Source organism: Nocardioides terrae, from assembly GCF_900112345.1.
In the GTDB taxonomy this organism is placed as follows: domain Bacteria; phylum Actinomycetota; class Actinomycetes; order Propionibacteriales; family Nocardioidaceae; genus Nocardioides; species Nocardioides terrae.
Genome location: NZ_FOLB01000002.1, coordinates 119,901 through 133,569, shown reverse-complemented (window position 1 = coordinate 133,569; position 13,669 = coordinate 119,901). Strand labels below are relative to the sequence as shown.

The following is a 13,669-nucleotide window of genomic DNA, read 5'->3' as shown; positions in this document are numbered from 1 at the left end:
CAGTCCCCATCACGGCGCATCACGACGGGGCCCCGCGTTCTTCGCGGGGCCCCGTCGCATGCCCGGCGGCCGGTGGTCCGAGCCACGCACGTCACGTGCGCCGAACTTCGCCAAAGCGCCCTCCTGCGCCGGTCTGGACACTTAGCCTGATCACGCCTCGGCAGGGCCGGCAACGTCGCCGGCCGAGCCGCCTGCCCCACCCTCGATGGTCGAGGAGCTCGCACAGCGAGCGCCGCGAAGCCACGCCCCGAGAACACCACGAAAGACAGAACCCTTGCGCCTCCAGCACCCCTGGCGCCTCCTCGCGGGCGTCATCGCCGTCCTGCTGCTCGCCGTCGGCGCGTACGCCGGCTGGCTGCTGTGGAGCACCGCGCGGAGCCTGAGCTCGGCGGCCGACGACGCCCGCTCGCTGCGGGTGGCGATCGAGGCCGGCGACGACCGGGCGATCGACGCCGCGTTCGCCAACCTCTCGGACAAGGCGTCGACGGCCAAGGACAGCACCGACTCGCCGGTCTGGTCGCTCATGACCCACGTTCCCGGCTTCGGCGACGACGCCCGCGGCGTGCGCATCGTGAGCCGTGCCGCCGCCGGCCTCACGTCCGGTGGGCTGGCCGACCTTGCCCACCAGGCCGGCGACCTCGACGCACTCCTCCCCGCGAAGGGCGGCATCGACCTGGCGACGGTGCAGCACCTGCAGAAGCCGGTCGCCGACGGCCACGCCGCCCTGGCCCGCGCTGACGAGCAGCTGTCCGCCGAGAACCCGTCCGGCTTCGTCGAGTCGCTGAGGCTGAAGTACCGCGACCTGCACCGCCAGGTCCGCGACGCGGCCGACGCGCTGGACGTCGCCGACAAGGCGATGCGTGTCCTGCCCACGATGCTCGGCGCCGAGGGCGAGCGGCACTACCTGCTGGTGATGCAGAACAACGCCGAGATCCGCGCGACCGGTGGTCTTCCCGGTGCCGTCTCCCTGGTCACCGCCAAGAACGGCAAGCTCACCATGACGAAGCAGGTCCCGGGTGGTGCGCTCGGCGAGGCTGACGAACCGGTGCTGCCGCTCAGCAAGGAGGAGACCGACCTCTTCGGCGAGCAGCTCGGCACCTACTTCGTGGATGCGAACTTCACCCCCGACTTCCCGCGCACTGCAGCGCTGATGAAGGCGCGCTGGGAGCACGTCGAGGGGGGCAACGTCGACGGCGTCATCTCGATCGACCCTGTCGCCCTCTCCTACCTGCTGCGTGCCACTGGACCCGTCACGGCTGCCGGCGTGGCCATCACCGCCGACAACGCCGTCGACGAGTTGTTGCACGACGTGTACGTCGACATCCCCGAGCCCTCCGACCAGGACGTGTTCTTCCGTCAGGTCGCCGCGGCCGTCTTCGCGAAGCTCACCGCCGGTGGTGGCGACCGCTCACAGCTTCTCTCCGCCCTGCGCCAAGGCGCGAACGAGCACCGCCTGCTCGTCCACGACTTCCACCCCGCCGCCCAAACGGTCTTCGCGGGTACGGCGGTCGCCGGCGAGCTCTCTCCAGCGAACGACAAGGCTCCGCAGGTCGGGATCTACTTCAACGACTCCACCGGCGCGAAGATGTCCTACTACCTGCGCTACGACGTTCAGGTGACGTCGACCTCCTGCAAGGACGGCGTTCAGTCGTTCGCCGGCAAGCTGACCGTGAAGTCGACCGCGCCAGCGGATGCCGCGAGCCTCCCGGACTACGTCACTGGCGGCGGCCAGTTCGGCATCGACGCCGGCAACCAGATCGTCAACGTGCAGATCTACGGTCCTCAAGGTGGCAGCGTCGGGCCGATTCGGACGAACGGCAAGAACGACGACGCGCAGCAGGTCGGCACGCTCTCCGGCCGACCGTTGAGGCAGATCTGGCTGCTGCTGGAGCCAGGGAAGTCAGCCGATGTGGATTGGGCCATGAGGTCGGGTCCGGCGCAGACGAGCACCGCGCAGATCTCCATGACGCCGTCGGTCGAAGTGATAACGAGGACGGTAGAGGCGGGTTCCGCATGCTGACCGCTGGCTCACCGGCCCCGGACTGGATGGCCTCATGAGCGCGTGGGGGTGGAGCGCGATCGCTCTCTTCGCCGTCTTCGGGCTAGGAATCGTCCTCCCAGTGGTGATGAGTATGGGTGGACGTCTGATTACCAGGCGCCGACCTGACGTTGCGGCGCCAGTCCTGGCGGCTCGCGCTTCCGACGTTGCTGCGGCGCGGATCGACGTTGTCGTGCCCGCCTACCTCGAGGCGTCGGTGGTCGGAGACAAGGTCCGGTCGGTCCATGACGCGTTGGCTGCTTACGAGGGGGGCGGCCGCGTGATCGTGGTCGCGAGCGACGTCGCAACCGCCACGGCCGCGCGGAACGCCGGAGCCGACCACGTCATCGAGGCGGGTCGGAACGGCAAGCCTGCGGCCGTCAACGTCGGCGTCGCGGCCTCCGATGCCGAGATCGTCGCAGTCTCGGATGCGAACTGTGAGATCCACCCGGTGTCTTGGCCGGCAATCGCGGCTGACGCCCTGCGAGACGCGAGCGTCGTCTCTGCCCACAAGTCCGAGTCGGGCGGTGCTGAGCGCCTGTTTTGGGCCTATGAACGATTGATCAAGCGCTTCCAGGGTGACGGAGGTGACTCACTGAGCGTCGTAGGTGAGTTCGTGGCATTCCGTCGTTCCGAGTTCCGCGATATCCCGCGCGGTGAACTCATCGATGACTTGTGGTTGGCCGTCGACTTCGCATCTCGTGGTCTCCGGGTGACGGTCGCCGAGAGGATCACAACCGTCGAGCCTCCAGCCGAACGCAACGATCAGTGGGAACGACGCGTAAGGATCGCGGAGGGCGTGCTGGGCCAACAGTTGCCCCGCGTTCACACGTTCCTGAGGTTTCCGGCGGGTCGGCGGTTCGCGGTGCATAAGTTCTACCGGTTGACGATCGGCTGCTCTGCGTTCTGGGCCGGACTACTGAGCACGGCGATGGTTCGGCCACTCGGTCTGCTGCCGCTGCTCGGAGTCGTCACTGCGTACTGCGTCGCCCGTTACCGCGGTGCGCTGTTCCCGCGTCGGTCACTGCTCCCGTGGACCACGGTTGTTGGCATGCAGGCCGTCCCGCCGGCTGCCCTCGCCCGCATCGTGCGCAAGAGGTTTCGAGGCTCGGAAGGCCAGCCCGGATGGAAGAAGATCGCGCGATGAGCCATCGTGTGCTCCTCCTGACCAAGACAGACTTCACCGACCCTCGCGACGGAGGCACGCTGAGGGTCGCGGCAGTCGAGAGCGAGCTGCGTCGTCGGCTCGAAGCGGACGTGCGCTGGGTCTGCGTCGAGGAGAGAACCGGTCAGGCCGAAGTGCCGTCGGTAGGCTGGTTGCCGCAGCTGATCGGCAACCTGCGGGTGCTGCTCGCCTACCTGCGCATCGGGAGCCTCTCGGCCGCTCGGTGGTACCGGCCTCGCGTCGTACGCGAACTTCTCGCGCTCCAGGCGGAGCTGCAGCCGACCGTGCGAGTGATCGAGTACTCGCAGCTTCTCGGGTACCGTGCCCTTCTCAAGGGACCCGTCGTCCTCGACATGCACAACGTCGAGTCTGAGCTGATGGCGAACTACGCCTCTTCATCCGGCCGGGCGAAGGCTTGGCTCGCGCGCTACGAGGCAGCGCGGCTGCGCTGGCTGGAGAGACGCCTCGGGAAACATGCCGACGTGGTCGGTGTGGTGAGCGAGCACGACCGACACATCCTCCAGCAGACGATGGTGGCACCCCCGCGTCGACTCGTCGTCGCGCCAAACGGCGTCGCTGACGCGGGCTTCGGGATCGAAGCGGAGCGGGGGCCGGAGGTCGTCTTCGTCGCACACCTCGGCTGGGCGCCGAACGTCGACGCCGCCGAGTGGCTGTGCGAAAAGGCGTGGCCTGAGGTCGTCGCCCGGCGCCCTGATGCACGCCTGAGCCTAGTCGGCCGCTCACCGGCGAAGCGCGTCCTCAAACTGCAGGCCGACACGGTGAGAGTGGTCCCCGACGTGCCGTCCGTTCTCCCGTACGTCGCCGGCGCCGCCGTGGCCACCGCACCGCTCCTCGCGGCTGGCGGCACCCGGCTGAAGATTCTCGAGGCGCTGTCCTGCGGGACACCGGTCGTCGCCACGACCCTCGGTGCCCTGGGGCTCGAGCACGTGGACGAGGCCGCACTGCTTGTACGCGATGATCCGAGTGCCTTCGCGGACGCCGTCCTTGCACTGCTGGCGCGCGCCTCTGACGCTGAGGCGGTCCGACGTGCTGCCGAGCCGTTCCGCTGGGCGTCGACGCTCGACGGGCTCGTCGCGGCCTGTAGGGACGCTGTCTGATGGCACGGAGGAAGGTGCCGCTGCGTGTCGCGCTGTTGAACAACTACTCGACCCGACAGGCGATGAAGCGTTACATCGACGGGCAGTACCCCGGTCAGCACTTGTGGGGCGTTGTGCCCGAGCACACGGACCTTGACTGGCGTCTCTTGCTCGGAATGTACGACGTTTCCACTAAGTCAAGGATCGCGCGTCGCCTGCGTGCGGCCGTCCTACGCTGTGTCGGTGACCCGCTGCAACAGGCGTCCGCTCTGAGGTCAGACGCCGACGTCATCGTCGCCGCCGATCAATGGTCTGGCTCACTCGTTGGCCTCCTACGGCGTCTCCACATCGTCCGGCGCCCGTATGTCGCTGTAGTCCACCACGCTCCGAGCTCCTGGTGGAATGTCCTTTGCTTGAAGGGTGCCGATGACGTGCTGGTGTTGAGCCCGGCTGTCGGTGAGCGCACAGCTGCCGCCCTCGCCCGCCCGCTTCCAGTGGTCCTGCCTTGGGGACCGGATCTTGATTGGGCGCTGTACCGGACCGACCGTAGCCTGGAGTACGACTTTGTCTCGGCCGGGAAGACCAACCGTGACCACGCAACCTTGCGTGATGCCGTAGTCGTCGGAGGGCTGAGCGGAGTGATCTTCGATGGCCGGTCTCGGCTTGAATATCTGAACGGAAAACTCAAGGCGCGCGAAGACAGGCCGGTCGAATACCCGGAGATCATCGACGCGATGGCGCGAGCGCGTGCTGTCGTCGTCCCGCTTTCAAATCCAAGGATCATGGCGGGTCTTACCGAGATGGCCGATGCCTTCGCGCTAGGTGTGCCGGTCGTCGCGACTAAGTCAGCGATGTTGCCATATGAGATCGATAGTCCGGAAGTCGGAGTGCTCGTGACGCCGGGCTCTTCAGACGAGATTGTTGCAGCACTACGTCGCATTGGATCCGAGTCGGCGCGCCGCCCTTCGCCGATGGCGCAGTCCTTCAACATGGAGAAGTATCAAGAGGTCCTCGTGGACTCCCTTCGGGCGGTGTTGCGTTGACGACGTCGAGACTATCCCGCGGAGCAACGTCTCGGACCGCGACTGCGGGTCCGAAAATCTTTGTGGCAGCAGGCTTTCTCGCCATCGCCGGGCAACGGATTGGCGTCAATCTCGGTGATACAAGCATTCCGCTTTCGACCATCGTCTTGGCCGGGTTTTACTTACGGCTCTTGGTTTCCGGCGGCGGGCTTAGCCTTGTCGGGACGGGGTTATGGCTGGCGCTCGGAGCGACCTGCGGACTATCGGCGCTCGCCAATCCGGCGGCGCACGTCACCAGCCTGATGCTTATGCTCCTAACATATGTGCCGTGGTTGCTACTTCCGGCCCGAGAACAACGCCTCGTGGGGGTCGGTCGCGCATTCCTCGTCGGCACCATCACCGCAATAAAGTGTGGGGCCGTGCTCGCGATCCTTCAGGCAGCCGTCCAATGGGCTGGATCCCCGAGCCTTTGGGATCCCGTGGGCCGATTTGTCCCGCTGAGCATGCAAGTTCACGGATTCAACTCGGTCTATTCGCTCGAATATGTCGACGTCACGTATGGGCTGCATTACAAGCCCAATGGCATCTTGTTTTTGGAACCGTCATTCGTATCTCTCTACTGTGGCTTCGGCATTGTATGCCTGGTCCACGGGCTTTTCTTCGGGCGACGCAGTCCTCGATACAGGGATGCCGTCTGGGCGTTGACCTTCGCTGTTGCGATCACGGTCAGCATGTCTACAAGCGGGCTCCCAGTGCTTGCGTTCGGATTGATACCAGCCCTCCGTCGACTGCCGATGCGCCCCGCCACCACGCTGGCCACCGCCTGCCTCGCACTGGGCGCCTGGCGCATGGGCGCCCTCGACGGACTGATCGCGAAGGCGACTGAGGGCTTCGGGCCCACTTCAAGCACCGGTCTGAGGCTCGCGCTGCCGTATCACCTCCTGCTTCCCTTCGCAGACCGGAACCCGCTAATCGGTCTAGGGCCGGGTGTGGCGAGCGATTTGCTGGACCAGCTGGCGGTCACTGGCCTTCAGGCCTCGACGTTCGCGAAGGCAATGGTGGAGTACGGTCTGGCGGGCGTGTCGGTGTTCGTTGTTGCCACCGCTTACGCGATCTACCGAAGTCGTCCGCCGGCGATGTTGACCTTGGCGCTCCTCGCGGCCTGGTTGGTGCCCGCTGAGGCCCTTCTGAACGCACCGATCGTGGCCCTGCTGTTCTTTGTCGCCACGCATTGGCGAGCGGAGGGCGACGGAGTCGTTCTGGCGCATCCCGGCCCCGCTGTTGGGTCGTCGTCCGACCTTCGGGACGTGGATGTCCGTCCAACTCGGGCCACTTCTCCAGTCCGCGCCAGTCTGCGTGGAGCGGGAGCGTCTGATGCCGCCTGACCGTGATTTGGTCGCCTTCGTCTCTCTGAGCACTGAGCTCTACGGGGCAGAGTTGAGTCTGTTGTCGTTGTGCAAGGGCATGCCAGCCTCCATCGTGGCGCCGATGGGGCCGCTGTTGGAACACGCAACAGCGGCCGGCCTCGACACCCGCGAGATCGTCGAGGCTGAGATTCTGGCGCTCAAGAAGATCGGCCAATCTCGAAGCCCTCTCGAAGTCGGTCAAGCCATCTGGCGCGGCAGCCAGCGTCTCAGGGCGATGGCAATTTGGGACAAGCGCGCGGTGATCAGCTTCAGCCAGTGGCTCAACCCCGCTCTCGCGCTTGCTGCCTTCGGCAAGTCCACCCCCCTGGTATTGGACATGCACGACGGTCCTTTTAGTGGGCCCGGTCGCCTCGTCCAGCGGGCGTCCGTGAAGTTAGCCGACAGGTCGATTTTTGTGAGTCAGTCGAATGGGCGAGCCGTTATTGGTTCCGAACGTCCAAGCAAGCACCCAGTCGTTCACCGCCCAATCGAGGTTCCGCAAAGCCTGGTCGCGGCCAAGGCGACTACCGCTCCCCAAGGACCGCTACGGGTGATATACGTAGGCCGCCTTGACCCGGAAAAGCGAGTGCATCTATTGCTGCAAAGCGCCGAAAGAGTTGGGTTCGACCACTTGAGCGTGACGGTGGTTGGAGAGTCCACCGCGACTGAGAACATGAGTGCGACGATGGCTGCCTTGCACCCGAAAGGCTCGTTCCTCGGGTCGGTCGGCCGTCACGTGGCCTTGGAGCACATGTCACGGAGCGACGTTCTCGTGACGCCCGCACAGGGCGAGGCGTTCGGGCGCACGGTGTTTGAAGCGGCGCTGTTAGGTATTCCAGCGGTCGTAGATTCTTCCGCTGCGGCGGCTGAACTGATCGTCGATGGAGTGTCCGGCTGGGTCCTCGGTGGGAAGACGCCGTGGACGCGGTTAGACGATCTTCTGCGCACCCTAGCTGCCGAGCCGCAGACAGTTGCGCGGGTAGGCTCAGAGGCGCGACGTAGGCTCGGTTCACTGGTCGACCCTGACTATGTGCGCGCTCAGTATTGGGCCGAGTTGCCCGGCAACGTCGAAGCCGTCCGCGCGTAGGTGGCGGCGATCTCGGCAAGGTAGCGGCTAGCGTCTAGGAGGCTTCAGCGGTCTCAGGACGAGCCCGGACTCGAGCGAGGTCCGCCAGTCGGGACAGATCAGCACGCGTAAAGCCGAGATATTCCAGCGCTGGCTGGCCAAAAGCCTTGCGCATCCAAAAGATGGTGACGAACGCCGCCAAGCCGTTTCCGATGACAGTCGCCCATGCTGCGCCAATGGCGCCGAAAGGCGGTACCAGGAGGATGATCGCGACTGCGTTCGCTACGCAAGCAATGGCGAGGGCTGCGCTCCGTAGTCCCGGTCGCCCCAGCGCTCCCAGACCTGCCCCAGCAATGACGCCCGGGCTGCCTGCGACTACTGCCACCACCAGGATGCCAATGCAATCCACGGACCGGGCGAAAGCATGTCCGAAGAGCAGCGGCACCAATTGGGCTGACACCAGCCAAACCGCTCCTGCTGCCGCGGCCGTGATAGCCGTCGAGATACGAGCGCTCTGAGCCATGCGTTGCAGGTTGGGTGCTGTGGATTCGCGAGCGAACGTCACTGAGCGGACAGCCGCGTTGAAGACGAGCGGGACTTGGCTGATGCTCACGGCGACCGCATAGATGCCCAGTTCCGTGCTGGACGAGAGCGGCGTCATCAACACTTGGTCGAGATAAATGAGGAGAACTCCCGTTATGGATCCGGACCAAACGCGCGTGCCGTAACTGAGAACCTCCTTCGATTTCGGCCCTTCGTCGTCGTTCCGAAGGCCTCGAGCGAGGGGTTTCCCAGGTAAGTAGGCCAGAAGACCCACGAGGCTGGATGTGGTGACGATCACGGTCGCAACAAGTGGTGAGAGGGCGTCTATGCTCAAAGCTACGACAATCGCTACGAGCTTCGCTATCCCGCCAATAAGGTTATCCGCGGCGAGCCGATTCCATTCTCCCATCCCAGCCGCAACCCCTCTGACCAGCAACTGCCAAAGTGTTGGGATAAGGGGCAGAGAGCCGATGGTGATCAAGTGTGCGATCGACGGCGTTCGATGGCTCATCGGTGTCGAGAGCGCGATGATCGCCACCATGCCGACAGCACCGACCAGGACGATCGCCGACGCAGAGGATTTCGCTACTGCAGCCGAGATGACTCTGTGCTGCGCTATGTAGTAGGTCAGTGCATCTGGCAGGCCGATCGCTAGAAGGCCGGCCGCAAGAATCAAAGGAGCCTGCGCCGCTGCAACAGCGCCTCGACCATCAATGCCTAGACCTCGTGCGAGCATCGGCGCGCAGACGAGACTGATGAGTGGCGGGACGAAGTTGCCGATCGTCGTCGTCAGGACGGCGCGCCGTGCGCTCAACTGCTTCTCCTAGGGGCGACCGAGTCGATGGCCCTGCTCGCCAGCGTTGAGCCCACCTCAGAGGCTAGTCGCCACGTTCCACAGGGGCAGCGTTCTTGTAAAATCCGACGGGTTTACCACCGGACTCCGAGCATGCGGTCGGAGTGGATACGGACGTTCAGCTACCCCTGCACGTGCGCCCCGTGCCTTTCCGGCGCGGGCCCCGCCTTGCTCCGTGAAGCCATCTCGGCGCACTTTCTCTCCTCGCGGGCCTGAGGACGGGCCGCTCCTTGCTTCCGATCTGGAGTCACGCGCTCCCTGCTCCCTGCTCCCTGCTCGCTCGCTCGGAGCGGATGATTCGGCGCGCCCCTGCGACCGTCATGCTCGGACGCTGATCGAGAGCTCCACCGGCGCGGGCACTTCACTGCCCTTTCCGCCAAGAGCAGTCGGAACACCAAGGCAGTCGTTACGACTCGGCGGTAAGGTTTCACCGAGACACGGAGCCGCATCCCGTGGGCCTAGCGGCGGTGGGATGGAGCCATTCGAGCGGATCGAGTGGGACCGCAAGCTCGGTGATTTGTGGGGTCTCGCCATCTGACGCCGGCACTCTGACACGAGGGATGCGCTAGGGCAGGGTCTTCCTCGCCGTAGGCGCGGGGCCGTGTCGCACGGAGTACGAAAGATGGCTTCGCTGCGGCTCGACCGCTCGTGCTATGAGCAAGCCTCAGGGACGCCGAAGTCGAGTTCCACCGATTGCAGGCGATCCGGTCGTCGTTGGTTGCATAGGGTCTTGCGTCACCGCAGGTTCGTCGCGAGTTGCGATTCACTCGGCTGCGGGTTGCCGTAGAGGAAGCTGCTCGAGGACACCGCCCAGCGCTTCTTCGTCCACGCCGCGGCGGCGAGGCCGGTGTCGGTGGCGGGCGCCCAGTAGTCGTCGCGGTTGCAGTCGAGCCGCATGTAGCCGCGGGCGAGGCGCCACTCCTTCCACCCCGACGCGTTGCCGCAGCCGTTGGTGTAGGTCTGCCCGCCGGTGGGCGGGTTGTAGCAGAGCAGGTCCCAGCAGTCGGTCGGGTGCAGCGGGTTCGTCGCGCTCTCGTGCGGAGCCGATGGCGTCATCGCGCCGAGACCGTGGATCATCTCGTGGACCATCACCTGGGTGGGATACGACAGCTCGCCGAGGTCGCCGCTGCCGTCGAGGAACCAGGAGAGGTCGACGTACGAGAACGACGAGAAGTTCGCGGGGTTGTCCAGCGTCGGCGTCTCGTTCGCGCCGGACTGGGCCGAGTTGGCCAGGTCCTCGCTGATCCCGGTCCAGCCGTGGGCGTAGAACGGGCTCGACTGCAGGAAGACGACGTACTTCCGGTTCGGGGCGTTGTAGCCGTGCGTCTGCAGCCACTCGGTGAGGGTGCCCGAGCCGAAGGGCGTCGCCGACGTCGAGCCGTCCCAGACGTGTCCGGTGTTGTAGACGCCGGCCGGAACCGCCACATCGTGTACGTCGGCCTGGCAGCCGCGGGTGGTGACGAACCGTGGCGCCAGCGAGCGCGTGTAGAGCTGGCGGCGGTTGCGGAGGTAGCGGCCGGCCGAGGCGGCGAAGAGCGACTGGCCACCGCGGACCATGAGGCGGACCTCGCGCGTGTGGCGGGCGGCCGCGCTCGGCTGGTCGTCGGGGTGGACCCAGAGGACCTGCCAGGCCGAGGCGTTGGTGCCGCCCGCCGCGCGGTCACGCTGGTAGCAGGCGGTCGGGAAGTAGGGGTAGACCCAGTCGGCGCCCGAGATGCCGCTGCGGGTGTTCCACCACGGACGCTTGCCGTGGTGCCGGCTGAACTTGTGGAACGGCGTGTTGAAGAGGCGTCGCACAGCGCTCGGCGGGAGCGCGTGCTTGGTCTTCACCACGCGACGCGAAGACCGCTGCGCCTCGGCCAGAACGGGGGGCTCCGCGACCGCGGCGATCACCGCGCTCTCGGGCCTGACGGGCCCGGAGGGGACCGCCTCGACGGCGCTCCCCGCACCGCCGCCGACGTCCGAGACGGTGGTGATGAGAGCCAGCGCCAAGGCGGCAAGCATCCTGACCGGTACCCGGGACGCCTTGGATCGCACGTTCTACATTCGGGCCCGGCGTGGCGATCCTGAATGAGTTCGTTGGGTTATCGCTTCCGATCGAGTGGCCAACACGGCGAAGCCCCGCCCGACCGGGTGGGTCGAGCGGGGCTTCGGGGCTGGCGAGGTCAGCTGGCGCTGTTGATCATCCCCGCGCCGACGGTGACGCCGGTGGCCTCGTCGATGAGGACGAAGGACCCGGTGGTGCGGTTCTTCGAGTAGGCATCGACCAGCAGCGGCACGGTGGTGCGCAGCTGGACGCGGCCGATCTCGTTGAGGCCCAGCTCCTTGGTCCCGTTGTCGCGGTGCAGCGTGTTGACGTCGAGGCGGTACTGCACGTCCTTGACCAGCGCGCGCGCCGACCGGGTGGTGTGCTTGATCGCCAGCTTCTGACGCGGCCGCAGGGGCGTGGTGGTCATCCAGCAGACCATCGCGTCGATGTCCTGGCTCGGCGTCGGGGCGTTGTTGACGCGGGCGATCATGTCGCCGCGCGACACGTCGACGTCGTCCTCGAGCCGCACCGTCACCGACATCGGCGGGAACGCCTCGGTGACCTCGCGGTCGAAGAGGTCGATGCCGGCGATCCGCGACGTCATCCCGGAGGGCAGTACGACGACCTCGTCGCCCGGCTTCAGCACGCCGCCGGCCACCTGGCCGGCGTACCCGCGGTAGTCGTGGTGGTCGTCGGACTTGGGCCGGATGACGTATTGCACCGGGAACCGGACGTCGACGAGGTCGCGGTCCGAGGCCACGTGGACGTTCTCCAGGTGGTGCATCAGCGTCGGGCCGGAGTACCACGCCATGTTGGTCGAGCGCTCGACCACGTTGTCGCCCTGCAGCGCCGAGATCGGGATGATCTCCAGGTCCGGCACGTTGAGCTTGGTCGCGAACTGGGTGAACTCGGCCGAGATCCGGTCGTAGACCTCCTGGCTGAAGTCGACGAGGTCCATCTTGTTGATCGCCAGCACGAGGTGGGGCACGCGCAACAGCGACAGCAGCACCGCGTGGCGGCGTGACTGCTCGGTGAGACCGTTGCGGGCGTCGACCAGGACCAGACCGAGGTCGGCGGTCGAGGCGCCGGTCACCATGTTGCGGGTGTACTGCACGTGGCCAGGGGTGTCGGCGATGATGAACTTCCGCTTCGGCGTCGCGAAGTAGCGGTAGGCGACGTCGATCGTGATGCCCTGCTCGCGCTCGGAGCGCAGGCCGTCGGTCAGCAGCGAGAGGTCGGTGTAGTCGTGGCCCTTGGCCTCCGACGTCCGCTCGACCGCCTCGAGCTGGTCCTCGAAGATCGCCTTGCTGTCGAGCAGCAGTCGCCCGATGAGGGTCGACTTGCCGTCGTCCACCGAGCCCGCGGTCGCGAAGCGCAGCAGGTCCATCTTGCGGCCCTCGCTGACCAAGCCTGTCGAGATCGTGGCCATCAGAAGTAGCCCTCCTTCTTCCGGTCCTCCATGGCGGCTTCGCTGAAGCGGTCGTCGCCTCGGGTGGCGCCGCGCTCGGTGACCCGGGCGATGGCGACCTCGGCGATGATCTCGTCGACCGTGCTCGCGGTCGACTCCACGCAGCCGGTCAGCGTCAGGTCGCCGACGGTGCGGAAGCGGACCGTGCGCTCGGACGCGGTCTCGCCGTTGCGGCAGGGGTTGAACTCCGACTCCGTCAGCAGCATGCCGTCGCGCTCGAAGACGCGGCGCTGGTGGCTGAAGTAGATCGACGGGATCTCGATGCCCTCGCGGCCGATGTAGTCCCAGATGTCGAGCTCGGTCCAGTTGGAGATGGGGAAGATCCGCATGTGCTCGCCCTCGTGCAGGCGGCCGTTGTAGAGCGACCACAGCTCCGGGCGCTGGTTCTTCGGGTCCCACTGGCCGAACTCGTCGCGGTGGGAGTAGACGCGCTCCTTGGCGCGGGCCTTCTCCTCGTCGCGCCGGCCGCCGCCGAAGGCGGCGGTGAAGCCACCCTCCTCGAGGGCGTGGAGCAGGGTGCCGATCTGGAGCCGGTTGCGCGGGGTCTTGCCGTCGTCCACGACGATGCCGTCGGCGATGGCCTGCTCGACGCTCGCCACGATCAGCTTCACGCCGAGGCGGCTCACCCAGTTGTCGCGGGTCGAGAGCACCTCGGGGAAGTCGTAGCCCGTGTCGACCTGCAGCACGGGGAACGGGATCTTCGCGGGGTAGAACGCCTTCTCGGCCAGGCGCATCATCACGATGCTGTCCTTGCCGCCGGAGAACATCAGCACCGGCTTCTCGAACTCGGCGGCGACCTCACGGAAGATGTGGATCGACTCCGCCTCCAGCTGATCCAGCTGGCTCAGCCGGTAGTCGGTGTGGGTCTGGGTCATGGTTCCCTTTCACGGTGGGTCCAGCCCCGGAGGGCAGCCCTCATCGTAGACGGCTGCGCCGCCCCCGCCGAACCCACGCCAGAGCGTGGGCGGTCCATGGCCCGTAC

The 13,669-nt window shown here is 66.3% G+C and carries 10 protein-coding genes; 6 read left to right on the top strand and 4 right to left on the bottom strand.

What is annotated here, in order from left to right; genetic code table 11:
- Nucleotides 1–274: 274 nt before the first annotated feature.
- The 6 genes from BM236_RS03475 (at nt 275) to BM236_RS03450 (ending at nt 7,815) form a co-directional block, all read left to right on the top strand.
- A complete protein-coding gene (locus BM236_RS03475; RefSeq protein ID WP_175507533.1) occupies nt 275–2,020 on the top strand; it encodes a DUF4012 domain-containing protein in 1,746 nt (581 codons plus the stop codon).
- A gap of 211 nt (nt 2,021–2,231) precedes the next feature.
- Nucleotides 2,232–3,185, top strand: a complete 954-nt coding sequence (locus BM236_RS03470) for a glycosyltransferase (protein WP_175507532.1) — start codon at nt 2,232–2,234, stop codon at nt 3,183–3,185.
- Nucleotides 3,186–3,193: 8 nt separating this feature from the next.
- The gene (locus BM236_RS03465; protein ID WP_175507531.1) at nt 3,194–4,321 is read left to right on the top strand and encodes a glycosyltransferase; all 1,128 of its coding nucleotides are present in this window, start codon (nt 3,194–3,196) and stop codon (nt 4,319–4,321) included.
- On the top strand, nt 4,321–5,343 hold the full coding sequence (locus BM236_RS03460; RefSeq protein ID WP_091120264.1) for a glycosyltransferase: 1,023 nt from the start codon (nt 4,321–4,323) through the stop codon (nt 5,341–5,343). The genes BM236_RS03465 and BM236_RS03460 overlap by 1 nt, the downstream gene beginning before the upstream one ends.
- A gap of 62 nt (nt 5,344–5,405) precedes the next feature.
- Complete coding sequence (locus tag BM236_RS03455) at nt 5,406–6,707, top strand: hypothetical protein (RefSeq protein WP_091120261.1); 1,302 nt, start codon at nt 5,406–5,408, stop codon at nt 6,705–6,707.
- Complete coding sequence (locus BM236_RS03450) at nt 6,697–7,815, top strand: glycosyltransferase family 4 protein (RefSeq protein WP_175507530.1); 1,119 nt, start codon at nt 6,697–6,699, stop codon at nt 7,813–7,815. Before BM236_RS03455 ends, BM236_RS03450 begins: the two co-directional genes overlap by 11 nt.
- Nucleotides 7,816–7,849: 34 nt before the next feature.
- Here the strand turns inward: BM236_RS03450 and BM236_RS03445 are convergent, their stop codons facing one another.
- From BM236_RS03445 to cysD, 4 genes are all read right to left on the bottom strand, one after another.
- Nucleotides 7,850–9,151, bottom strand: coding sequence for an oligosaccharide flippase family protein (locus BM236_RS03445; RefSeq protein ID WP_091120256.1), 1,302 nt, complete (start codon nt 9,149–9,151; stop codon nt 7,850–7,852).
- A 774-nt stretch (nt 9,152–9,925) separates the two neighbouring features.
- Nucleotides 9,926–11,182, bottom strand: coding sequence for a hypothetical protein (locus BM236_RS03440; RefSeq protein ID WP_091120255.1), 1,257 nt, complete (start codon nt 11,180–11,182; stop codon nt 9,926–9,928).
- A gap of 173 nt (nt 11,183–11,355) precedes the next feature.
- Nucleotides 11,356–12,648, bottom strand: coding sequence for a sulfate adenylyltransferase subunit 1 (locus BM236_RS03435; RefSeq protein ID WP_245750108.1), 1,293 nt, complete (start codon nt 12,646–12,648; stop codon nt 11,356–11,358).
- Nucleotides 12,648–13,562, bottom strand: coding sequence for a sulfate adenylyltransferase subunit CysD (gene cysD, locus BM236_RS03430; RefSeq protein ID WP_091120252.1), 915 nt, complete (start codon nt 13,560–13,562; stop codon nt 12,648–12,650). Before cysD ends, BM236_RS03435 begins: the two co-directional genes overlap by 1 nt.
- Nucleotides 13,563–13,669 lie beyond the last annotated feature (107 nt).

Bases quoted from the DNA above. Each gene is read 5' to 3' on its own strand.
- BM236_RS03460 (WP_091120264.1), top strand. From the start codon at position 4,321: ATGGCACGGAGGAAGGTGCCGCTGCGTGTCGCGCTGTTGAACAACTAC.
- BM236_RS03450 (WP_175507530.1), top strand. From the start codon at position 6,697: ATGCCGCCTGACCGTGATTTGGTCGCCTTCGTCTCTCTGAGCACTGAG.
- BM236_RS03435 (WP_245750108.1), bottom strand. From the start codon at position 12,648: ATGGCCACGATCTCGACAGGCTTGGTCAGCGAGGGCCGCAAGATGGAC.
- cysD (WP_091120252.1), bottom strand. From the start codon at position 13,562: ATGACCCAGACCCACACCGACTACCGGCTGAGCCAGCTGGATCAGCTG.